The organism is Humibacter ginsengisoli (assembly GCF_054780095.1).
The window spans coordinates 201,142-223,468 of sequence record NZ_BAAGWZ010000002.1 but is presented as its reverse complement, the minus strand read 5'-3'; the positions used below and the strand labels follow the sequence as shown (position 1 = coordinate 223,468).

General features: G+C 67.2%; 20 protein-coding genes, 1 tRNA gene and 1 pseudogene. 9 read left to right on the top strand and 13 right to left on the bottom strand.

The features are described 5' to 3' along the window. Nucleotides 1–145: 145 nt before the first annotated feature. Genes ACYVI5_RS03425 through ACYVI5_RS03415 form a run of 3 tightly spaced genes read right to left on the bottom strand, consistent with a single transcriptional unit; the run spans nt 146 to nt 2,195 of the window. On the bottom strand, nt 146–913 hold the full coding sequence (locus ACYVI5_RS03425) for a hypothetical protein (RefSeq protein WP_460578995.1): 768 nt from the start codon (nt 911–913) through the stop codon (nt 146–148). Further along, nucleotides 910–1,836 (bottom strand): ABC transporter ATP-binding protein, encoded by a 927-nt coding sequence (locus ACYVI5_RS03420; protein WP_460531247.1) that lies wholly within the window; start codon nt 1,834–1,836, stop codon nt 910–912. The genes ACYVI5_RS03425 and ACYVI5_RS03420 overlap by 4 nt, the downstream gene beginning before the upstream one ends. Next, on the bottom strand, nt 1,833–2,195 hold the full coding sequence (locus ACYVI5_RS03415; protein WP_460578994.1) for a GntR family transcriptional regulator: 363 nt from the start codon (nt 2,193–2,195) through the stop codon (nt 1,833–1,835). The genes ACYVI5_RS03420 and ACYVI5_RS03415 overlap by 4 nt, the downstream gene beginning before the upstream one ends. Before the next feature lie 185 nt (nt 2,196–2,380). Here ACYVI5_RS03415 and ACYVI5_RS03410 point away from each other — a divergent pair, with 185 nt between their 5' ends. Next, the gene (locus ACYVI5_RS03410; RefSeq protein WP_460578993.1) at nt 2,381–3,829 is read left to right on the top strand and encodes an amidase; all 1,449 of its coding nucleotides are present in this window, start codon (nt 2,381–2,383) and stop codon (nt 3,827–3,829) included. A gap of 24 nt (nt 3,830–3,853) precedes the next feature. Next, nucleotides 3,854–4,327, top strand: coding sequence for an SIP domain-containing protein (locus tag ACYVI5_RS03405; RefSeq protein ID WP_460578992.1), 474 nt, complete (start codon nt 3,854–3,856; stop codon nt 4,325–4,327). Nucleotides 4,328–4,475: 148 nt separating this feature from the next. Here ACYVI5_RS03405 and ACYVI5_RS03400 read toward each other — a convergent pair whose 3' ends face one another. The 6 genes and pseudogenes from ACYVI5_RS03400 to ACYVI5_RS03375 all read right to left on the bottom strand — a co-directional run bounded on the left by ACYVI5_RS03400 (nt 4,476) and on the right by ACYVI5_RS03375 (nt 9,983). Beyond that, a complete protein-coding gene (locus ACYVI5_RS03400; protein ID WP_460578991.1) occupies nt 4,476–5,339 on the bottom strand; it encodes a Rossmann-fold NAD(P)-binding domain-containing protein in 864 nt (287 codons plus the stop codon). Next, the gene (locus ACYVI5_RS03395; protein ID WP_460578990.1) at nt 5,336–5,767 is read right to left on the bottom strand and encodes a Fe-S oxidoreductase; all 432 of its coding nucleotides are present in this window, start codon (nt 5,765–5,767) and stop codon (nt 5,336–5,338) included. The genes ACYVI5_RS03400 and ACYVI5_RS03395 overlap by 4 nt, the downstream gene beginning before the upstream one ends. Nucleotides 5,768–5,777: 10 nt before the next feature. Continuing rightward, nucleotides 5,778–7,238, bottom strand: coding sequence for a dihydrolipoyl dehydrogenase family protein (locus ACYVI5_RS03390; RefSeq protein WP_460578989.1), 1,461 nt, complete (start codon nt 7,236–7,238; stop codon nt 5,778–5,780). Nucleotides 7,239–7,290: 52 nt separating this feature from the next. Further along, nucleotides 7,291–8,148, bottom strand: coding sequence for an arginase family protein (locus tag ACYVI5_RS03385; RefSeq protein ID WP_460578988.1), 858 nt, complete (start codon nt 8,146–8,148; stop codon nt 7,291–7,293). A 40-nt stretch (nt 8,149–8,188) separates the two neighbouring features. Next, nucleotides 8,189–8,833: pseudogene (locus ACYVI5_RS03380) on the bottom strand (NADPH-dependent F420 reductase); the annotation flags it as partial. A gap of 157 nt (nt 8,834–8,990) precedes the next feature. Continuing rightward, nucleotides 8,991–9,983 (bottom strand): SDR family oxidoreductase, encoded by a 993-nt coding sequence (locus ACYVI5_RS03375; RefSeq protein ID WP_460578987.1) that lies wholly within the window; start codon nt 9,981–9,983, stop codon nt 8,991–8,993. A 71-nt stretch (nt 9,984–10,054) separates the two neighbouring features. On the opposite strand from ACYVI5_RS03375, the gene ACYVI5_RS03370 reads away from it, so the two are divergent. After that, complete coding sequence (locus ACYVI5_RS03370) at nt 10,055–10,894, top strand: DUF3097 domain-containing protein (RefSeq protein WP_460578986.1); 840 nt, start codon at nt 10,055–10,057, stop codon at nt 10,892–10,894. Here ACYVI5_RS03370 and ACYVI5_RS03365 read toward each other — a convergent pair. Then, nucleotides 10,884–11,465 carry a TetR/AcrR family transcriptional regulator gene (locus ACYVI5_RS03365; protein WP_460578985.1) on the bottom strand — a complete coding sequence of 194 codons (582 nt, stop codon included), beginning with the start codon at nt 11,463–11,465 and terminating at the stop codon, nt 10,884–10,886. The two genes, ACYVI5_RS03370 and ACYVI5_RS03365, sit on opposite strands and share 11 nt — an antisense overlap. Nucleotides 11,466–11,628: 163 nt before the next feature. On the opposite strand from ACYVI5_RS03365, the gene ACYVI5_RS03360 reads away from it, so the two are divergent. Both ACYVI5_RS03360 and tyrS read left to right on the top strand, forming a co-directional pair. After that, nucleotides 11,629–12,384: a hypothetical protein gene (locus ACYVI5_RS03360; protein ID WP_460578984.1), complete on the top strand. Its 756-nt coding sequence runs from the start codon at nt 11,629–11,631 to the stop codon at nt 12,382–12,384. Between the two features lie 272 nt (nt 12,385–12,656). Continuing rightward, nucleotides 12,657–13,961, top strand: coding sequence for a tyrosine--tRNA ligase (gene tyrS / locus ACYVI5_RS03355; RefSeq protein WP_460578983.1), 1,305 nt, complete (start codon nt 12,657–12,659; stop codon nt 13,959–13,961). A gap of 266 nt (nt 13,962–14,227) precedes the next feature. On the opposite strand, the gene ACYVI5_RS03350 is transcribed toward tyrS, so the two are convergent. The 3 genes from ACYVI5_RS03350 to ACYVI5_RS03340 all read right to left on the bottom strand — a co-directional run bounded on the left by ACYVI5_RS03350 (nt 14,228) and on the right by ACYVI5_RS03340 (nt 16,529). Continuing rightward, a tRNA-Arg gene (locus tag ACYVI5_RS03350) sits at nt 14,228–14,300 on the bottom strand. A 55-nt stretch (nt 14,301–14,355) separates the two neighbouring features. Next, nucleotides 14,356–14,757, bottom strand: coding sequence for a hypothetical protein (locus ACYVI5_RS03345; RefSeq protein ID WP_460578982.1), 402 nt, complete (start codon nt 14,755–14,757; stop codon nt 14,356–14,358). Nucleotides 14,758–15,134: 377 nt separating this feature from the next. After that, entirely contained in the window at nt 15,135–16,529 is a 1,395-nt protein-coding gene (locus ACYVI5_RS03340; RefSeq protein ID WP_460578981.1) for an HNH endonuclease signature motif containing protein, read from the bottom strand. A gap of 228 nt (nt 16,530–16,757) precedes the next feature. Here ACYVI5_RS03340 and argS point away from each other — a divergent pair, with 228 nt between their 5' ends. The 4 genes from argS (at nt 16,758) to ACYVI5_RS03320 (ending at nt 22,327) form a co-directional block, all read left to right on the top strand. Further along, a complete protein-coding gene (gene argS, locus ACYVI5_RS03335; RefSeq protein WP_460578980.1) occupies nt 16,758–18,437 on the top strand; it encodes an arginine--tRNA ligase in 1,680 nt (559 codons plus the stop codon). A gap of 44 nt (nt 18,438–18,481) precedes the next feature. Further along, nucleotides 18,482–19,246, top strand: coding sequence for an LmeA family phospholipid-binding protein (locus ACYVI5_RS03330; RefSeq protein ID WP_460578979.1), 765 nt, complete (start codon nt 18,482–18,484; stop codon nt 19,244–19,246). A 148-nt stretch (nt 19,247–19,394) separates the two neighbouring features. Beyond that, a complete protein-coding gene (gene lysA / locus ACYVI5_RS03325) occupies nt 19,395–20,963 on the top strand; it encodes a diaminopimelate decarboxylase family protein (RefSeq protein WP_460578978.1) in 1,569 nt (522 codons plus the stop codon). Then, complete coding sequence (locus ACYVI5_RS03320; protein WP_460578977.1) at nt 20,960–22,327, top strand: homoserine dehydrogenase; 1,368 nt, start codon at nt 20,960–20,962, stop codon at nt 22,325–22,327. The genes lysA and ACYVI5_RS03320 overlap by 4 nt, the downstream gene beginning before the upstream one ends.

Below are 22,327 nucleotides of genomic sequence, written 5' to 3'. Positions count from 1 at the left end.
ATGCCGGTGGCCGGTCATACAGTGATCTCACCTCCGCCGATGGTCGCCCGAACGGGTGGTCGATAAGGCGCTGTACGAATCGAGGCCTGCCGGCATCCGGGGTGGATGCGGCAGGCCTCGTCCAGTTCGCAGCGGTGGATGCCTGTCAGGCCCGGGAGGGCGCCTTTCGCAGCACGAAGAACCCGATGAGTCCGCTGACGGCCATGGGAATCAGCAGCCACGCCACCACTCCCACCGCGCGCACCTGAACGAACCAGCCGCCCACGGCAGGCCACGATGCGGTCAGGGTCGTGATCGCGACGAAGCCCACGACGAGGAGCGCGACGATCGCGCCAAGGGCGTAGAGCCCGTTCGCACGCCACCGAACGTAGACGCTGCCGGCCAGCGCCCCGAGCGCGAAGCAGAACATGAAGGCGCCGAACGTGGTGAACACGCGTTCCCAGAGCGGCCCGCTGCCCATGTAGACGTTGCTGAACATGTGCGCGTTCATGCCGTAGCCGTTCGTCCAGTTCTCGATGTACGAGACGAGCGTGCACACGGCCGTGAAGAGCAGGCCCTGGAGCGCGAAGGCCAGCCAGGTGCCGAGGTAGTAGTCGCGACGAGTGGCAGACATGCCCATCGCGAACCGGAAGGTGAGGTTCATCGCCTGAACGGCGGCGATGCCGAAGTACACGAAGATGTACATCGTGGCTCCCGACCACTGCGTTCCGGTGAGCTGCTCGTGGGTCGAGGCATAGATCGAGACCCAGATCACCATGTTCACCAGCCAGACGAACGCGATGATCAGCCACGGCAGTGCGATCATGCTGAACGTGTTCGCGAAGTGCAGTCGCGTGACGTTCCAGACGCGCTGACCCTTGCTGGGAACGGCGACGGCGTCCGCGAGGGAAGCGGGCGAGCTGATGGCGGTCATGACCGGACTCCATTCATGGCCGAAGCGGATTCGGCGAACTCGGTGGCGGTCGAGTTGGTGGTACGAACGATGAGCTGCTGCAACGAGACGGGGGCGAGCTCGAGGCCGGCGGCGACGGCATCCCGGCGCTCGTCGGCATCCAGTCGCTCGACAGTCACGGATGCCAGCCCGCCGACGCCTTCGCGATGCAGCACCTTGCGGGTCGCGACGAACGCGTCGACGGCCGCACGCGGACCCACGACGGTCGTCGCCGATTCACGGGCCGACTCCGCAGACTCGTCCATGATGATGCGGCCCTTGTCGATGACGACGACGTGCTCGAGGATGTTCGCCACCTCGTCGATCAGGTGGGTGGACAGGATGATCGTGCGCGGGTGCTCTCCGTAGTCGGCGATGAGACGGTCGTAGAAGATCTGCCGCGCGACGGCATCCAGCCCGAGGTAGGGCTCGTCGAAGAACGTCAGCGGCGCCCGGGCGGCGAGCCCGACGATGACGCCGACCGCCGAGAGCTGTCCGCGGGACAGCTTCTTGATGCGGCGGTTCACCGGAAGCTGGAAGTCGTCGATGAGCTGAGCGGCGAAGTCCGCGTCCCAGTTCTCGTAGAACCACGGCGCGCAGGCGAACACGTGCTTCGGCTTGAACTCGTCGGGGTATTTCTGGCTCTCCTTGATGAACGAGATGCGCGAGAGCACCTTCGCGTTCTCCACCGGATGCTCGCCGAATACGCGAATCGTGCCCGAGCTCGCGAAGTCCTGCCCGGTGATCGTCTGCATGAGTGTGGTCTTGCCGGCGCCGTTGCGCCCGAGCAGGCCCGTGATGGCGCCCGATCGCACGCTCAGCGTGACGTCGTCGAGTGCGACGACGTCGCCGAAGCGCTTGGTGAGGCCGTCGACCTCGACCACGGGGGTGGCCGTATCGGTCACGATGCTTCTCCTTCTTGAGTGATCAGGTTGTTGAGTTCCGCCGGCGAGATGCCGAGCTTCTTCGCTTCCGAAATGAGCGGAAGCACGAAGTCGGCCCTGAAGCTCTCGCGTCGTTTCGCCAGCAGCTGTTCGCGAGCACCGGACGACACGAACATGCCGATGCCCCGCTTCTTGTAGAGGATGCCGTCGTCGACGAGCATGCCGACACCCTTGCCGGCCGTCGCCGGGTTGATGCGATGGAACGCTGCGAACTCGTTGGTCGACGGCACCTGGCTCTCCTCCGGCAGTGCACCGGAGATGATGTCGTTCTCGATCTGCTCAGCGATCTGCTGAAAGATCGGCTTGCCTTCGTCGATCACCGCGCTCCTCGTTGGTTCGTTAGTACAGTAACTAACCACCGAAGCGCTGTCAACGCTCTGTTCATAACTCCTGCAAAACCGGCGCCAGTCTCGACGGCTGCGCGCGAACACTGGGTGATGCACGACACCGGCGACGTTCTGCAGGAGTTATGAACCGGGGAGGCCGGCCACCATAGGCTCGAGGGATGGCTGACCTGCACGAGCTGACCGCTCTCGACCAGTGGAACCTGCTGCAGCGCGACAAGGTGACGCCGCTCGAACTCGCCGACCACTACCTGGCGCGCATCGAGGCGTTGAACCCGCTGGTGGGAGCGTTCGTGACCGTCACCGCGGATGCCGCGCGCGAGCGGGCGGAGCGGGTGCAGGCATCCGTTCCCCGGTCCGCGCCGCTGTGGGGGCTGCCGATCGGCGACAAGGATCTGTGGCAGCGCGCCGGCGTGCCGACGGGCTTCGGATCGAGGCTGCTCACCGGATACGTGCCCGAGGAATCCGACGAGATCGTGCAAGACCTGGATGCCGCGGGCGCCGTCAGCCTCGGCAAGACCGGTGCTCCGGAATTCGGGCTTCCGTGCTACACCGAGACGCTGGTCGCGCCACCGGTCCGCACACCGTGGGATCTTGAGCGCGGCGCCGGCGGCTCCAGCGGCGGAGCGGCGGCCGCTGTGGCGAGCGGGATGCTTCCGTTCGCGCCGGGGTCGGACGGTGGTGGGTCGATTCGCATCCCCGCTGCGGCGTGCGGGCTGGTCGGGCTGAAGCCGTCGCGCGGAAGGGTCCCCTCCGGCAGCGGTCTCGAGTCGCTCGGCGGGCTCGTCGTCGACGGCCCGATCGCGCGCACGGTCGAGGACGCGGCTCTGCTGCTCGACGGCATGATCGCGCGCCGGAACGGGCGGGTCGACCACCGGTTCGCGGTGGCGGCGCCGGGCGACGACACGGCATTCCTCGGCGCCGCCGTGCGCGGCGAAGGTCGTTATCAGCTCGGCGTGATGACGACGAGCGCGTGGGACCTCGACTACGAGATCGAACTCGAGCCGGATGCGCTCGCCGCACTCGATTGCGCCGCCGACGAGTTCGCGGCGCTCGGGCACGGCATCGAGCAGGCCGCCCTGACCCCCGACCCCACGTACGGGCCGGCGTTCATCACGCTGTGGAAGGCGGGCGCAGCACGCATCCCCGCGGACGGCGAGGCGATGGCACTGCTCGAGCCGCTCACCCGCTGGCTCGTCGAGCAGGGTAGGGCAGTGGGTGCGCGCGAACTGGGCGCAGCGCTCGCCGCGCTGACCGGGTACGAGCGCTCGCTCATTCGGCAGCTGTCCTCGTTCGACGCGGTACTGACGCCCGCGCTGGCGATGACTCCGCGTCCGCTCGGTTGGTACGACGTGGAGGATGCCGAACGCAACTTCGCTCAGCAGGTGCAGTACACGCCGTTCACGTCGATGCTCAACGTGAGCGGACTGCCGGCCATAACGCTGCCGGTGTGGCAGACATCCGAGGGGCTTCCCATGGGTGTTCAGCTGATCGGCAGACCCGGGGGAGAGGCCGTGCTGCTCTCGCTCGGAGCGCAGCTGCAGCGGCGCATCCGCTGGCAGGACCGCCGGCCACCCGTGTGGGATGTGCCCTCAGCACACCTTAGGTAAGGCTCGCCTTATACTGGAACCACCATGTACCAGCCCGAACACTCCGCTCACACCGGTGCCACCGCGCACCGGGACGACCGCGTGCAGTTCCTCGTGACGGCGGATGAGACATCGCTCGCCGAACTGCAGAGCCAGCTCGCGCTGCTTCCGCTGTGCGCGAAGGGCCGGGTCTTCGTCGAGGTGGCGGAGCCGAAGGATGTCTTCCCGCTCCAGGTGCCGATGCGCATGACGGTGACGTGGCTGCCGCGGTCCGTTCGCGGCGGCCGACCGGGCACCGGGGAAGGCTGCGCACCCGGTCAGGCATTGCGGCGGGCCGTGCGCGCCTGGACGGCCGAGATGCTGTGCGACGGGCCGGGCGACACGCAGGCGATCCTCACCGGCGACTTCCGCGGCGTGAGCGAAGTGTATGAGGTGCTGGCCAGCGTGGTCGGCATGCCCGAGGAACACATCGCCGCTCCGGAGCGGTACGGACTGCGGCACGGCGCTGACCGACACTGAGCATCCCGCCGCGAGTAGCACACGGCAACGCAGGCACATCACGCGAAAACAGGCAAGACCTGCCTGCGTTCGCGTGGAAGACGCTTTCCTGCCTGTTCTCCAGGGTGGCGGAACCTCTGGGATCCTGAGCTCTCGGCGCGAGGGGGCGCTAGCGCTGAAGGCCGAGGATGTGCTCCGTCGCCGTCCAAAGGTCACGTGCGAGTTGCGGATTGCGGGCCTGCTTGTTCACGCGGCCGTTCGCGGTGAAGCGGTCGAAGTAGGTGCCGGTCGGTTCGCCGACCGTGCGGGCGCCGGCGAGTGCGACGAGCGGTCCAGCGCCGCTGTCGGCGGTGCGTCCGTATCGTCCGCCGGTCACGAGGTTGCCGAATCTGATGAGCGGCGACTGCTCGCCGAAGCGCGTCACGATGGTTCCCGGGTGGAACGAGTATGCGGTCACGCCGGTGCCGGTGAGGCGCTCGCCGAGCTCCCGTGCGAAGAGGATGTCCGCCAGCTTCGAGGTGCCGTACGCCTGCCATCCGCCTCGCCAGGGACGCTTCTCCCAGTCGAGGTCGTCGAGGTCGAGCGATCCGAACGTGTTGGCCATGCTTGCCGTGTTGACGACGCGGACCGGCGCATCCTTCGCGCTCTTCACCAGCCGATCGCGCAGCAGGTGCGTGAGGAGGAACGGGGCGAAGTGGTTGGTCTGGATGGTGCGCTCGTGCCCGTCCGCGGTCATCGCGCGCTCGTGGTAGAGCCCTCCGGCGTTGTTGGCGAGCACGTCGATGCGTTCGAGACGGTCGAGCAGCTCGGATGCCAACCGGCGTACGTCATCCAGTCGCTCGAAATCGGCGATGAAGGCATCCGCGCCGATCCGGTCGGCCACCGCCCGAGTGCGTTCCGCGTTGCGGCCGACGACGGCCACGTGCGCGCCCTGCTGCGCCAGCGTTGCCGCGGCGCTCTCGCCGATGCCCGAACTGGCACCGGTGATCACGATCGTGCGCGCTCGCCCCTCCGCCGGCTCGTGGTCGCTCACCGGTATCCGCCCTTCTCGAGGCCCGCCTCGATCTCGAATCGGTTGTGCTGCGGGTCAGGTCCCGCAAGCCCGTACAGCACCGGGAACAGCATGCCGTATCGCTGCCACTGTCGTTTGTGCACGGCTTCGTGCTCGAGCACGTCGTCAGTGACGTTGTGGTCGGTGAAGTAGCAGCCGCCGACGCAGGAGCCTCCTCTGCCGAAGGTGCGACGCGGCATCTCACGAAAAACCCACAGTCCCTCGCGTCGCTCGACGCGGCCCACGCTCCAGAGGAAGCCCCAGACGAAACCGACGGCGGTGGCATAGCGGTAACCGAGGTTGGACAACGCTGAGTCGACCAGCAACAGTCTCGGCAGGCGCCGGTACTCGCTGAGCGCCGCGCGTAGCGACCGCGCGACACGGCGCGCATGCGATGGCGCGGTGCTCATGCCGGTGGGATCATTCGGTGGGGCGGCCGTACGACTCGAGCAGCCGCAGCCACACCTCGCTGAGGGTCGGATACGACGGCACCGCGTGCCACAGCCGGTCGATCGTGACCTCGCCCACGATCGCGACCGTGGCCGAGTGCAGCAGCTCGCCCACCTCGAGCCCCACGAACGTGGCGCCGACCAGAACCTTGCGATCCTCGTCGACCACGATGCGCGCCTTGCCGACGTACCTGTCGCTCGCGATCGTCGCCCCGGCCACCTGCGAGATGTCGTAGTCGACGACTCTGGTGCGGATGCCCGCCTTCTCCGCCTCCGCGGCGCTCAGCCCGACGGATGCCACCTCGGGATCGGTGAACGTCACCTGCGGAACTGCTGCATGGTCGGCGGTTGCGGCGTAGGTGGACCACGGCGTCAGCGACAGCGTCCTGCCCGCGGCGCGGGCCGCGATCGCGTCCCCGGCGATGCGGGCGTCGTACTTGCCCTGGTGGGTGAGGAGTGCGCGGTGCGTGACGTCGCCGACGGCGTACAGCCAGGCATCCTCGCCCGCACCGTCGAGCACATCCCCGTCGGCATCGAGTACCCGCATCGAGTCGTCGACCTTCAGCCAGTCGCCAGAGGTCAGACCGACGTTCTCGAGCCCGAGGTCTTGGGTTTGCGGAACGCGGCCGGTGGCCACCAGCACCTCCTCGGCCGTGACCCGGCCGCCGTCGTCCAGTTCGATGGTGACGGCATCCGTCTCATCCCTCGTGAGCCGCACGGGAGAGACGCCGATGAGAACCTTCGCTCCGAGTTCCTCGAGGGACTGCTGTACGAGCTCGCCCGCGAACGGCTCGTTCTTGCCCAGCAGCCCGCTGCGCGCGATCACCGTCACGTCCACGCCGAATCCGGCGTACGCGGTGGCCATCTCGGCGGCGACGACACCTCCGCCGACGATCGCCAGCGACGACGGGATCTCCTGGGCGCTTGTCGCGTCGCGACTGGTCCACGGATCGGCGTCGATCAGGCCGGGGACATCGGGGAGCATCGACGCGGATCCGGTGCACACCGCCACCGCGCGCTTGGCGACGAGCGTGGTGATCCCGCCGTCTGCGCCGGTCACCTCGACGCGCTTCGGCGCTGTCAGGCGGGCGTGGCCCCGTACGAGATCGATGTGCGCGCCGTTCAGCCACTCGACCTGGCCGTCGTCTTTCCAGTGGCTGGTCACCTTGTCCCGTCGACGCAGCACGGCCGCCACATCGAGGTCGCCTGCGACGGCTTGCTTCGCGCCGTCCACGTTCCGCGTCGTGCGCAACAGCGCTCCGCTGCGCAGCAGAGCCTTCGAAGGCATGCACGCCCAGTACGAGCACTCGCCTCCGACCAGTTCGGACTCCACCAGCACGGTGCGCATCCCGCCCTGCACGGCGCGGTCCGCGACGTTCTCACCGATCGCACCGCCGCCGATGACGACGACGTCGTATTCGATCTCGCTCATTGGGGCAGACTATCGGCGCGCTCCCGAGCATGTACCGCCGAAGAGTGACGCCCTACGGGTTTTGTTTGGTGAGCGCGCCGAGAATGCGCAGGATCACCGGCAGGTCGTCCGAGGCGGCATCCGGGCTCCGCGGCGCGAACTCCATGATGCCGGCCCCGGCCAATTCGAAACGGCCGCGTAGGGCGAGGATCGCCGCCACGAGTTCGTCTGGCGTGAGCCCGAACGGCTCCGGGAACTGCACGCCCGAGACAGAACCAGGGTCCAGCACGTCCAGATCGACGTGCACATACACCGCGGTGGCGCCGGTCGCCTCCACGGCGGACACCAGCGAGTCGGTGGTGTGCAGGCGGTCCGGCGACAGCATCCGGATGCCTGCCTCATCCACGTACGTCGCCTCGCCGTCGTCGAGTTCCCGCGTTCCGGCCAGCACGACGCTCTGCGGCGACAGCTTCGCGGATCCTGTCGCGGCCAACGGCTCAGGCGCTTCGCCGAGCAGGGCGCGCAGCACCATGCCGTGGAACGCGCCGGAGGGCGAGGTCTCCGGCGTGTTCAGGTCGGCGTGCGCATCCAGCCACACGAGCGCGACACTGCCCTGCTCGCGGGATGCCACGGCGTGCTCCACGCTCGCCAGTTCCGCCCCGCAGTCGCCGCCGATTGTGACGATCGTGCCGTCGCCGATCGCGGACAGCTCGGTGAGCGCCGCCAGCGCGCGATCCCGGATCGCGGCGATCGACGACAATCGGTGCACGCCCGTGCCGAGCGACTCGCCGGCCTCCATCGGCACGTCGACGGTCGTGGTGGCGGATGCCGGCAGGTCGCCGGCGATGGCCGTCGCGCCGTCCAGCAACTGCATCGCCCGCGACGAACTGGACCCCTGCCACTGAGGGACGATCAGAAAGCGAGTCGGCACGGGGTTCAGATTAGCCCCGCTTCTGCTCGAGACCGGCGCGTCACTTCGTCGCCGCGACGAGGGCTGCGCGCAGCTCGTCCGCGGTCATCCGCGGTCCGTATCCGGGGGTGTCGCGCTGGATGCGCCAGCTCTCGTCGAGAGATCCGCCGTCGACCACGTCGAACCCGATCGTGTCGATGAACTCGGAGACGGTGCGCTTGGCCGCTGTGTCGTCGCCGAAGATCGCGAGTGCGCGTCGGTCCGTAGTGCCGGCATCCTGGGCTTCCTCGGTGATCGCGGAGGCGAAGATGTGGTTGAACGCCTTCACCACGTGTGCTCCCGCCAGGTGGCGCTGCAGCTGACCGGAGCTCGTCTCGCTGAAATCGTCGAGCTCTGGCCGGTGCCCGTCGCGCTCCCAGTAGTAGTTGTTCGTGTCGATGACCGGCTTGCCGGCGAGCGGCTCGGCCGGCACCTTCTCGATCGCGTTGAACGGTATGGTGACCACCGCGATGTCCGCGGCCTGTGCCGCTTCGGCCGCTGTCGCTGCCCGCGCGTGCTCACCGAGTTCGGCCACGAGGTCCGCGAGTGTCTCGGGCGAGCGGGAGTTGCTCACCACCACGTCATACCCGTGCGCGACCGCCTGGCGGGCGATCTGTGATCCGATGTGTCCTGCTCCGATGAGTCCGATGGTCGTCATGGCAGCGGCAACCGGATGCGCACGAGCTTCATTCCCGCTCCGCCATGTTCATAACTCCTGCAACTCGGTGGTGCCGCTTGATCCATCGATCCGCCTGCGCCCGTTATCGGGATCGCCGACGGTGGCCACCGAGGGAATTGCAGGAGTTATGAACGGCAGGAACTCGTCAGGCGGAGGGGATCGTCGCGAGCATCCGTTCGAACGAGGCGTCCAGGTCGGGGTCGAAGTGCTGCCGGTCCGGGTGCGCGTCGTACCACTCGACGATCTCCGCCGCACCCCGATCGAACGTGACGGTCGTGGCGAACTCGGGCACGAGCGACTTCACCTTGCTGTTATCGAACACCATCGAGTTCGCCTTGTCGCCGATGAGCCCGGGACCGAGGTCAGGCTCGAGGCGCGCGATCGTGTCGGATGCCACGTGCGCGAGTACCGGCTGCACCCCGGCTGCCTCGCCGAGCCAGGTGTAGATCTGGTTCCAGGTCGGTGCGTGATCGCCGGTGATGTGGAACGTATCGCCCACCGCGAGCGGGTTGCCCAGCAGCCCGTGGAACGCGACCGCGAAGTCGGTGTTGTGGGTGATAGTCCACAGGCTCGTGCCGTCGCCGTGCACGACGACCGGCTTGCCCGCGCGCATGCGGGCAATGTCGGTCCAGTGGCCCATGGTCGGGATGGAGGTGCGGTCATAGGTGTGCGAGGGCCGAACGATCGTGGCCGGAAACCCGTTCTCGCGGTACTCGCGCACAAGCAGGTCCTCGCACGCGATCTTGTTCTGCGAATACGTCCAGAACGGGTTCCGCAGCGGAGTCGACTCCGTGACCGGCAGCCGCTCCGGCGGCGTCTGATAGGCGCTGGCTGAGCTGATGAACACGTACTGGCCCGTGCGCCCCGCGAACCGTGCGATGTCGGCGGCAACGTGCTCTGGCGTGAACGCGAGGAACTCCGCGACGACATCGAACTCGCGCGAGCCGAGCGCGGCATCCACGGAGGCGGCGTCGCGGATGTCTGCACGCAGCTCCTCCACGCCGTCCGGCAGTGGGCGCAGGTGGGACTCGCCCCGGTTCAGCACCGTCACGGATGCCCCATGTGCGACGGCGCGCGCCACGCACGCCGAACTGATGGTGCCGGTGCCGCCGATGAAAAGTATCGTCTTCGAAGCCATGCATCGATCCTGGCAGGGATGCCTCGGCACGTCTCGCTCCAGACCTGGCCGGCACCTCGTACCGTGTACCGGTGACCTTCGACGACCCATATGGATCCGACGTGCTCTCCGGCAACTGGCGTGCCAGGGGCATCCAGCAACCGAAGACCGTGGCGGCCGAGAACGACCTCGTCGTCGAGCTGGCCGACACCGGATTCACCGGCGCGATCGTCGGAATCGAGAACCGGCTCGTGCAGCTGGAGGACCGCTTCGGCAAGGTGCGCGCTTTCCCGCTCGGCAGCGGCTACCTCATCGACGGAAAACCCGTCGTGCTCGTGGCACCGCAGGCGGCCAAGCCGAAGGGGCCGGTGCGCACCGCTTCCGGTTCGCTAGCGGTGAAGGATGTGCCGGCGCGCGTCGCCCGCGCCAGCCGCATCTTCGTCGAGGGCAGGCACGACGCCGAGCTGGTCGAGAAGGTGTGGGGCGACGACCTGCGGGTCGAGGGTGTGGTCGTCGAGTACCTGGGCGGCGTCGACGACCTGGCAGGCATCCTCGACGAGACCCGGCCGGGGCACGGCAAGCGCATCGGTGTGCTCGTCGACCACCTCGTGACGGGCTCCAAGGAGAGCAGGATCGCGGATGCCGTCGCCCGCGGGCCGCACGGCGCGCACGTGAAGATCGTCGGGCATCCGTACATCGATGTCTGGCAGGCGGTGAAGCCCGAAAGACTGGGCATGAAGGCGTGGCCGCAGATCCCGAGGAACATCGAGTGGAAGAAGGGGATCTGCGCGTCTCTTGGCTGGCCGCATCGCGACCAAGCGGACATCGCCAGGGCGTGGAAGCGCATCCTCTCCACCGTGTCGACCTACCGTGACCTCGAGCCTGCGTTCCTCGGGCGTGTTGAGGAGCTCATCGACTTCGTCAGCGAGTGAGCAGAGGATCGGTGCCGGCTTCCTGCCATAGTCCGCTCGCCGCCAGCCGTTGGATTTCGTCGGCGACGTCGGCCGGAGCGACCCGGAAATCTGTCGACACCCACCAGATGAGCACACCGATGACGGCGCTGAGGTAGAACTCGCGTGCGATCGCGGTCTCGTCACTTTTGCCTGCAGAGGGCAGGAAGCGGTCGAGAACGGGGAGCAGGATGCGGCGAAGGTGGCGCTGGACGATACCGCTCGCCGAACTCGCGCAGATTGCGCGGTAGACGCGTTGATGCTCCCAGGCGTGATCCAGGAGCACGCGCGACGGCGTGGACGCTGATGTCGGTGCTGAGGTTCCGGAGTACATGCTCGCCAATGCCGCCTCGACCTCGTCGAAGCAGGAGAGCAGCACCGACTCCTTGTCACGGAAGTGAGCGTAGAACGTCGAGCGGCCGACATCTGCTCGGTCGATGATGTCCTGAACGGTCACCTGCCCGTAGTCCTTCTCGAGCACGAGCTCCGTGAACGCATGGCTGATCAGGGTCTTCGACCGCCGCACTCTGCGGTCTTCCACGACGATCGGCATACCTTCTCCTTCGTCTCGACCGCTCGCGGTTTCTGGACGGATTCGCTGGTGCGTTCGGAAAGCGACGACTCAGTCCGATTGACTCTGTCGGGCCGGGATCATGTCGAGCATAGTCGAACATCATGTTCGATATGAAACACCACGTCCAGGTGAGGGTTTGCTCATGACGTCGCTGCCCGGATTCTTCTTCGTCCTGGTCGCAGTGCCGGTGCTCGGCATCCCCGCGGCCGCACTCGTGGTCGTGTACAGCGGCGCACGCGCGAATGGCACGAGCCTGCGCACCGCCACAGCCACGGTGATCGCCTCGGCCCTCGTCGCAGTGGGCTGGATGATCGCGCTCGGCTGGGGATCGGCTGCCGGCGTGTTCTCACGCATGACCGTTGCAATGCCGATCGCAGCGGCGCTGTGGCTCGCCATCGTGCTCGCCTGGTCGCGAGTACCTGTTGTCGCGCGCGCTCTCAGGGGGTCAGGTGCGGCATCCGCTCTGATTGCTCCGCAGGCGCTGCGTGTTGCGGGCGTGATCTTCCTATTGGCGATGCTGTTCGGGGGTCTTCCATGGCTGTTCGCCCTGCCCGCGGGTCTCGGCGACATTGCGATCGGCCTCACCGCGCCGTTCGTCATGCGTCGCGTTGCGACAGGCTCTTACCGCGGCGCCGCCGTCTGGTTCAACATCTACGGCTTGCTCGATCTCACCGTCGCGCTGGTCCTGGGCGCATTGACCGGGCTCAGTGCAACAGCGCAGCTGATCAATGTCTCGCCCACGAGCGCGGAACTGACGGTCTTGCCGCTGGTGCTCATCCCCGCCACTGCAGTGCCGTTGTCTATCGCGCTGCACATCTTCGATCTCGTCGCATTGCGACGCCTCAGCACGACGGGGGCGGGCTCACCGAGCCCGGCCTCGCAGGTCGAGTACACGTAGGGTTTCGGGCTGTGTAGTGACGAACTGAAGTTGGCATTCGGACATGCTCGTGGCGACCACACGAACCATGAGATGGACGGTCGCGTGCTACCGTTTTGGCGATGGTTACGCGTGTTTCCGTGTATCTCCCGGCTCTGGTCAGAGCCGGAGCCGCATAACGCGCGTTCGAATCTGGTCAGAGCCCAAGGCAAGGACGATCGTCCTTGCCTTTCGTGTATCCGCGGGAGGCTCTGGGCCGTCTATCCCTCTCGCTTGATGGAGAGGAAAAGCGAATGTCGCGCGCAGATGACGTTCTCGGTCCGATGTGGCGAACGATCGACTCGATCGTTGATGAAGCGGCACTCAGGCGCCGATTGGAAAGCGGCAAGCAGCTGAGGATCAAATACGGCGTCGATCTGACTGCGCCCGACTTGCATCTCGGTCACGCTGTGAACCTTTGGCTCATGCGGCATCTGCAGGAGCGAGGTCATAAGGTCGTCTTTCTGCTCGGCGACCTGACGACGCAGGTGGGCGACCCGACCGGCAAGAGCGAGACTCGCCCCGTGCTTGCCCGCGAGGCGATCGAGGAGAATGCACAGGCGTTCCTTGAGCAGGTCTCGATCGTGCTTGACACCGATCCTGGGGTCTTCGAGGTGCGACGCAACTCTGAGTGGTTCGGGTCAATGCCGATCCCACAGCTCCTCGGCCTGTTCAGCATGACCACCCAGGCGCAGCTCATGGCGCGCGACATGTTTCGCGAGCGCATCCGACAGGGGCGCGAGATTGCTCTGCATGAGCTGACCTACCCGGTGCTTCAGGGGTACGACAGCTTCGCCATGAACAGCGACCTGACCATCGTCGGTTCCGACCAGCTGTTCAACGAGATGATGGGGCGCCAATACCAACAGCGCCTTGGAGCACAGCCCCAGGCAATCATCACCACCGTCATCACTCCTGGGCTCGACGGCGGCCCCAAACAGTCGAAGTCGCTAGGCAACTACGTCGCGCTCACCGATACCCCGGTCGATAAGTTCGGCAAGATGATGAGTCTCTCGGACGACCTGGTTAGCGCTTGGGCGCAGGCATACACGACCCTCGGTGACGAGCACCTTGAGCAACTGGAAGCCGCGGTGAGAGAAGGCGGGCGGGCTGCCCGAGATGCGAAGCTGACTGTGGCAGCCGCAGTCGTCGAGCGCTACCACGGGATCGCAGCGGCCCAGAGGGAGCGCGAAGCGTTCCTGCGCGTCTTCTCCGGTGGCGCTGTACCCGGCGACATTCGCGACGTTGTCGTCCCGACGGACACGATCGCAGTGCTCGACTTGCTCAATCTCGTCCGGCCCGAGCTTAGCCAGTCGGCTCGGCGGCGCCTGCTGGCCCAGGAGGCGGTTCGCGTCGACGGATGCCTCGTCGTCAACCCCGAAGAACAGCTCACGATCAGTGACGGAAGCCTTGTTCGCACTGGAAAGCGGGACTGGGCGCGAACTCGTCTGCGCGACAGCGCGCGCGTGCAGCGCGAGGGCTTGCTGTGGCTCGACGGAGATGCCCCGGAGATGACAGCGGATGATATTCGGAAGCTGCGCCAAGCCGATCAGCGCTGAGTCGCTGCCCGGCACCAGCTCACGCTCGCAGACGTTCGGGCGCGGCGGTCACGCGCTCGGATCGTGGATCGCGCCGCAACGCCAGCATGGGGTGGCGGTGCTTCCCTCGACGAGAGCGCCGCACTCCGTACACACGTGACTGAGCCAGCAGGCAGCGTCGCCGCCCTCGTCCGCGACCGGCTGGATGAGCGATCTGTCGCGTTCTTCCGCTGAATCCTGCACGATGCGCCCTCCCACTCCATTGTGCGTGTCGGAGCCGCAGGGTGTGCCCCCAGAAGGATTCGAACCTTCGGCCTTCTGCTCCGGAGGCAGACGCTCTATCCCCTGAGCTATGGGGGCTCAGTGCCCGTCAAGGCTAGCATCCGATCGCGGGCCCGATTCAACCGGGCGGGCCTCAACCAGGCAGGTTGCCCAGCACGTCGGCCATCACGGGAGCTGCGGCGCCCGGCTCGATGAAGTCCTTCGAGCTGACTGTCACCCAATAGCCTCCGGTGAAGGCCTGCGCGACACCGACCGACGCATCCACGGTGAAGTAGCCCATCACCTTCGGCGGAACGCCGTAGGTCGGCACCACATGGCTGCTCGTGATCGCCTTGTTGTTCAGTTCGGTGAGATCTGCTTGCGCCGGACGTGCGATCGCGACCGCGACCGTGTTACCCGTCGACGCGTTCCTGTAACCGCAGGCGACGCCGGCGTACGAGACGGCTTTGGCGGCATCCGTTCCTTTGTCGGGCTTGAATTCCGACGCGGGGGAGAGCGGCGGAACCAGTGCGGAGAGCTGGGCGGAAGTGAGCACCTGATCGCACGTCAGAGTGACCGGAGTGGGCCTGGGCTTCGGCGTCGAGGATGCCTTCGGCGTCGACGCGGGCGCGTGGGATGCCGACGCCCGGCCCGACCCGGTGGCCGTGGCGCTCGGTGACGGTGAGCCCTGACACCCGGCAAGCAGCAGAGCGGATGCCGCGAGCACGGTTGCAGCGGCAACCCGCACCGAACCTTGCCGAGCAAGGCGCGCAAGAGGAGACACTGATCGACTGCAGGGACGAGCTGAAGGCATAAAGGATGCTTCCGACGGCGGTGGGGGACGCGTGCCGACGAGACTAGCAAGTGCGAGTCTGGGTCTGCGCTCAGGTTCTCGGCAACGAAGCCGTTGTGCTCGACGGAGATCCGTGCCGTTTAGAAGGGTGGTGGGTCGCTGTCGTATCCGGTGGGGGTGCGGACGCGGATGCCGCCGTCGGGTTTCGGGTCCAACCGGATCCCGGTCACGGTTTTCAACCGGTGCAGCCGGGGTTTCAACGGTGCCAGGTTCGCCACGTTGGTGGGTCCGCCGTGTTGTCGTTCGATCACATGATCGATCTCGGCGCCGGTGGTGACCCCGACCGGGAGGTAGGGGGCGGCGTCCTCGTCCAACCCGTACCTCAACGTCAGCCAGGTCCGCTGATCCGGGGTCGGCCGGTACCGTTTCGTGTCCAGATTCAACTGTGCCGGCCGGATCGGGTCCGCCAGCACTTTCCGGAACGAGGGTGCGTCCCGTAACGCTTTCCCGGCAACACTGGGCGGGATCGGACCATAGCCCAGGAGCTCGGCGAACCGGCCGTCCGCATCGATCAGCACGAACGGTTGGACACCGGTCTTCACCGGTGCGACACCCGTTGCGTCGCCCTCGTGGCCGCAGGTGGCGGTGCCGTCGCAGGTGGTGCCGCCGGTGGTGAGCAGTTGCAGGGTCAGGTCGGCACGCAACTGGTCCAGGGTGCGGTTCTCACCGGGCAGGGCACGCAACCGGCGCGCCTCCGCGGTGAGCCGGGCTTCGGCTTGCGCGATCTGAAGCACCGGCCCGTACACCGACAACCAGCCCATGCCGTCCTCGGCCGGTTCCACACACACCCGGCGACGCTTCCTGGCCTCCTCATGCCGCCGCTCCAGAGTGTCCGCACACAGCCGCTCCCGCAACAGCCGCGCCCGACGACCCAACACTCCCGGGGTCACCCGTTCGGCGATCCCGGCCAGACGTTCGTCGTACATGCCCAGCACAGCATCCGGGAGTCCGGTGGACGAGTCGACCGCGGCGCGGACATGCTGCACACTGATCCGACCCAAGCAGAACAGATCACGCAACCGCGGCAACGACGTCGTGAGGACCTCTGCTTCCCACGCCAGGTTCCGCACCGTGTTCTCGCTGACATGCAACCGGTGCGCGAGATCGAACGCGACCGACCGGAGAGCGAAGTCCACCTCATCCGCTTCCGGGTCCCGCTCCGTGATCCCCACCGGGACGTAGATCCGCGGGTCCTCGCGTGCCAGCTGGAACGCTTCCCGGATCGCGAACATCTGCCGCGCCGCTTCGATGTTCACCATCGTCTGCAAGCCGACCGCATCATCCAACGCGAACCGGATCGCCTCCTCACCCGAAACCGTGACCGCCGAGGACACGAACCCATCCTCTGACGAGGAAGCCCCGGACGCGTTACGGAACGAAGACTCCACCTCGTCGACGAGCGAAGACTCGTCGATCGCATCCACCCACCACAGCTGACCCTCCAGCCCAGCATCCGGCAGTCCTTCACCGTTCATGTCTTCGACGCTAAACCCGACCACCGACATCACGAATCGTCCTGCGACCTGGCCTTTTGACTGTGGATAACCACTCAAGCCGAACCCTGTGGACGGAAAGACGGCAAGGGGTCACGCGCGGATCGACAATCAACCTGACTCATGTCTGTGAGTGCCTCATGGGCGTGCGATGCACGTCGATACTCGCTGCACCGGCTGCCCAGACCCCGGCCGATAGACTTGGCCGTCGTGAATCCCGATCAGCTCGCCGACCAGTTGTACGCCATCGTCACGCGCGTGGTGGACCGTCGACGCGGCGAGCAGGGGGCGACCGAAACAGAGCCGATTCTGGTGCGCGCGGACATCCGCTTGGAGAGACCCAAGAACCGCGAGCACGGCGACTGGGCCTCGAACGCGGCCATGCGACTGGCGAAGCCGCTCGGGGCGAATCCCCGTGAGCTCGCGGAGGAGATCGCGCACGAGGCCGAGAGGCTCGATGGCGTCGCCTCGGCACAGGTGGCCGGTCCAGGCTTCATCAACTTCCGGTTGGATGCCGCCGCGGCCGGCGCGCTCGCCAAGACCATCGTGGACGCGGGCGACGAGTACGGCCACGGCGACCTGTACCGCGGCGTGAACGTGAACCTCGAGTTCGTCTCGGCGAACCCGACAGGTCCCATCCACATGGGTGGCGTGCGCTGGGCTGCGGTCGGCGACAGCCTCGCCCGCATTCTGCAGGCCGAGGCCGCGAACGTGACGCGTGAGTACTACTTCAACGACCACGGATCGCAGATCGATCGGTTCGCCCGCAGCCTCCTCGCCAGCTACCTCGGGGAACCGACGCCGGAGAACGGCTACGGCGGGGCATACATCGGCGAGATCGCCGCGAAGGTGGTCTCCGCATACGACGGCGATCTGGCATCCCTAGACCGTGCCGCCCAGCAGGAGGTGTTCCGCGATCTCGGCACGAACTTCATGTTCGACGAGATCAAGCAGAAGCTTCACGGCTTCGGTGTCGACTTCGACGTGTACTTCCACGAAAACGACCTGCACGAATCCGGAGCCGTCGACCATGCCGTGCAGCGCCTTCGCGAGCTGGGGCATGTCTATGAGAAGGACGGCGCCATCTGGCTGGGCACGACGGAGTTCGGCGACGACAAAGACCGTGTCATCATCCGCAGCACGGGTGAACCCGCCTACATGTCGGGAGACCTCGGCTACTACCTGAACAAGCGCGAGCGCGGGTTCGATCAGAACATCATCATGCTCGGCGCCGATCACCACGGCTACGTCGGTCGCATGATGGCGATGGCGGCTGCATTCGGTGACACGCCGGGCGTCAATCTACAACTGCTCATCGGCCAGATGGTGAACCTGCTCAAAGACGGTGAGCCGGTGCGCATGAGCAAGCGGGCAGGAACGATCGTCACGCTCGACGATCTCGTCGACGCCGTCGGCGTGGATGCCGGCCGTTACGCCCTGGTGCGCTCCTCGAGCGACTCACCGCTCGACATCGACCTCGACCTGCTCGCCAAGCACAGTAACGACAATCCCGTGTACTACGTGCAGTACGCACACGCCCGCACACGCTCGGTCGCTCGCAACGCGGAGGCGGCTGGAGTGACGCGCAGCGCGTTCGCCCCCGAGCTGCTCACGCACGAGACGGAGTCGGCGCTGCTGGGTGCGCTGCAGGAGTTCCCGCGCATCGTCGCGATGGCGGCCGAGCTGCGCGAGCCGCACCGCGTCGCCCGCTACGTCGAGGAGGCCGCCGGGCTCTACCACAAGTGGTACGACAACTGCCGGGTGATCCCGCTCGGCGACGAGCCGGTGACCGACCTGCACCGCACCCGCCTGTGGCTGAACGACGCCACCGGGCAGGTGATTCGCAACGGACTGGGCCTGCTGGGAGTGTCGGCTCCCGAGCGCATGTGAGGCGATCCGGCGTGAGCACGGAACGTCCCGAAGCTCCGCCCCGAATGGATGACTCCACGGGCCGGAGCGGGCTGAACCGCGCCCAGCTCGCGGTGGTGTGGATCGTCGGCGGCCTTCTCGTGCTGATCGGGCTGTACTTCGTCACGGATGCCGTGCTGCGGCAAGTGGCTCAGAACGTGGTGCGCGAGCAGATTGAGAAGGAGCTGCCGCCCGATGTGACGGCCAAGGACCTGTCGGTCAAGATCGACGGCTTCTCAGTGATCGCGCAACTCGTCGCCGGGGAGTTCGAGAAGGTCGAGCTGACCTCGCACGACGTGCAGCTGCAGGGGAACCAGCTCAGTGCTTCGGTGATCGCACACGGAGTGCCCATCGACATGTCGAAGCCGGTGCAGCACGCCGAGGGCACCATGGTGATCGGGCAGGATGCCGTCAACAACCTCGTCGAGCTGCCGAACAACACGACGGTGACGCTGAACACCGACGAGGTGGGTCTGAAGGGCACCGGGAAGATTCTCGGCATCGACGTGGGCTACACGGCATCCGTCGCCCCGACCCTGCAGAACGGTGACACCATCGTGCTGACCCCGATCAGCGTGAGCGTCACCGCGGGAGGCGGAGCATTCGACGTGACCCGGTTCGCGAAAGACCTGGTGCCCTCGAACATCCCGATCTGCATCGCACAATTCCTGCCGAAGGGCGTGGATGCGACGGGGCTCGCCATCGAGAAGCGCTCGGCTGCCGTCACGGTGTCGGCGGATGACCTCGTGCTCGGTGGCGACGCCCTGCAGAAGCGCGGCTCTTGCGGGTAACCCGTAATGTGACGCCGCCGTTTTCGCGGTCGGTATACCGCCCCCGGTAGACTTCTTATCCCGCGCGATCGCGCGGAATCCTCTTCGGCTTCAGGGGCCAATCCGGGTCCGCTCGCCAGCACGCCGACCAGTTCGAGGTGACTCCACCGTGCCCGACAACCCGCTGGCCCCCGCCTGGCTGCAGCTCCCCGGCGACGCGAACGCGTTCGCGACTGAGGTGTGGCCGGCGAGTCTGAACAGAGACGCCGACGGGGTCGCCGTCATCGGCGGCGTTCGCGTCGACGAGCTGGCGGCGGATTACGGCACTCCGCTGTATGTGCTCGACGAGGAATATGTGCGTTCCCGTGCCGAGCGAGTGCGGCGCGCGTTCACTGATGCGTTCGAGCGGGTCGGCACGGCGGCCGAGGTGTACTACGCGGGGAAGGCCTTCCTCAGCACCGACATCGCCCGCTGGATGACGGAGGCCGGCCTGCGTATCGACGTCGCCAGCGGCGGTGAGCTCGCGGTGGCGCTGGCCGCCGGGGTGGATGCCTCCAGGCTCGGCTTCCACGGCAACAACAAGTCCGACGAGGAACTCGATCGGGCGGTCGGCGCCGGAGTGGGCACCATCGTGATCGACTCGGAGCAGGAGATCCCGCGGGTCGCGGCCGCGGCATCGGCGCGGGGCCGCTCGCAGCGGGTGCGGCTGCGCGTGCGCACCGGCGTGCACGCGCACACGCACGACTTTCTCGCCACAGCCCATGAAGACCAGAAGTTCGGGGTGGCGCTGGAGGATGCCGAGCGGCTCGTGGCAGACATCCGCTCGCATTCCAGCCTCGAGTTCGTCGGGCTGCATTGCCACATCGGGTCGCAGATCTTCGGCGCCGACGGCTTCGCGGAGTCGGCCGCGCGCCTCATCGCCGTGCACGCTCGACTGCTCGCAGGCGGCCAGGTGCCCGAGCTCAACCTCGGTGGCGGATTCGGCATCGCTTACAACGCCGCCGATGACCCCGATCGCATCGAGGATCTCGCCCAGCGCGTCGCCAGCGTGCTGGCCGCGGAGTGCGAGGCGGCGCAGATCCCGCTGCCGACCGTCGCGTTCGAACCCGGCAGATACATCGTCGGGCCTGCCGGCATCACGCTCTACACGGTGGGCACGACAAAGCCCGTCGCACTCGAAGCCGATGGCACACCGGCCGGGCGGCTCTACGTCAGCGTGGACGGCGGCATGAGCGACAACGCCCGCACGGCGCTGTACGGTGCCGACTACTCGACGCGCATCCTGGGACGGGCGTCTTCCGCGGATCCGGTGCTCGTGCGCGTCGCGGGCAAGCATTGCGAGTCCGGAGACATCGTCGTGAACGATGACTACCTGCCGGGAGATGTCGCTCCGGGCGACCTGATCGGCGTCGCGGCCACCGGCGCGTACTGCTGGTCGCTTTCGAGCAATTACAACTACCTTCCGCGGCCGGCGGTCGTCGCGGTGCGTGACGGTGCATCACGCATGCTCGTTCGAGGCGAGACCGTCGACGACCTCCTGGCCCGCGACCTGGGCGCACGCCACTCGGCTGCGCTGCCCGGAACCCACGTCGACCGCACGGATGCGCCGGGCCCGCTTGGGCGCGCTCGCGCACTGCAGCTGGGAGCCGAGGCCGTTTCGGGCCTCGGGCGCGACGCCGACGCCGGCGGTCGTCTCGATCGCCAGGAGCGTGGACACGCTGAGGAGAACGCAGAGTGATCGAGTACCGCACCCTCAAGGTGGCGCTGCTCGGCGCCGGGTCCGTGGGCTCCCAGGTCGCCAAGCTGCTGCTGGATCACGGCGACGAGCTCGCCGCCCGCGTCGGCGCCGGACTCGAACTCGTCGGCATCGCGGTTCGTGAAGTGGATGCCCCGCGACGCGCCGACCTGCCGCGCGAGCTCTACACGACTGACGCGCGCTCGCTCATCCTGAGCGCCGACATCGTGGTGGAGCTGATGGGCGGCATCGACCCGGCGCGGGAGTACGTGCTGCTCGCGCTCACCTCGGGAGCGGATGTCGTCACCGGCAACAAGGCGCTGCTGGCCGAGCACGGCGCCGAGCTCTTCGCGGCAGCAGAGCAGGTCGGTGCGCAGCTCTACTATGAGGCCGCCGTGGGCGGAGCGATCCCGATCATCCGGCCGCTGCGCGACAGCCTCGCGGGCGACAGGGTGGAGCGCATCCTGGGCATCGTGAACGGCACGACCAACTTCATCCTCGACCGCATGGACACCGCCGGCGACACTCTGGAATCCGCTCTCGAGACGGCGACCGAACTCGGCTATGCCGAGCGCAGTGATCCCTCCGCCGACGTGGAGGGCTACGACGCTGCGGCGAAAGCGGCCATCCTGGCCGGGCTGGCATTCCACACCACCGTGCCGTTGGCATCCGTGCACCGTGAGGGCATCACCGGCATCAGCAAGCAGCAGGTTGATGCTGCTCGCGCCGGCGGGTACGTGATCAAGCTGCTGGCCATCTGCGAGCGGGTCACCGGCGACGACGGCCGCGAGGGCGTCTCTGCGCGGGTATATCCCGCGTTGGTGCCCAGGGAGCATCCGCTGGCCGCGGTGCGCGGCGTGCACAACGCGGTGTTCGTGCAGGCGGCGGCCGCAGGCGACCTCATGTTCTACGGGGCGGGCGCTGGGGGCTTGCAGACCGCATCCGCCGTGCTCGGCGATGTCGTCTCGGCCGCACGACGACACGTGGTGGGAGGTCCAGGAGTGGCGGAGTCGACGCACGCCGATCTGCCCGTGCTCGATGTCGGCGCGGTGCGCACGCGGTACCAGATCACGCTGCTCGTGACGGATGCTCCCGGCGTGCTCTCCCGCATCGCCGCCGTATTCGCCACGCACGACGTCTCGGTCGAGACCGTGACCCAGACCGTGGCCTCTGCGCCCGCCGCGGCGGCTGCTTCCGCCGCTGCTTCGGCGCCGGCCACCGGGCAGGATGCCCCACCCGGCACGGCTACGCTGGTGATCGGAACGCATGTCGCGTTCGAATCCGCCCTCGCGGCGACCGTCGCCACCCTCCGCGACAGCGATGAGGTCGTGGCCGTGACCTCTGTTCTACGAGTTGAAGGAGCCTGA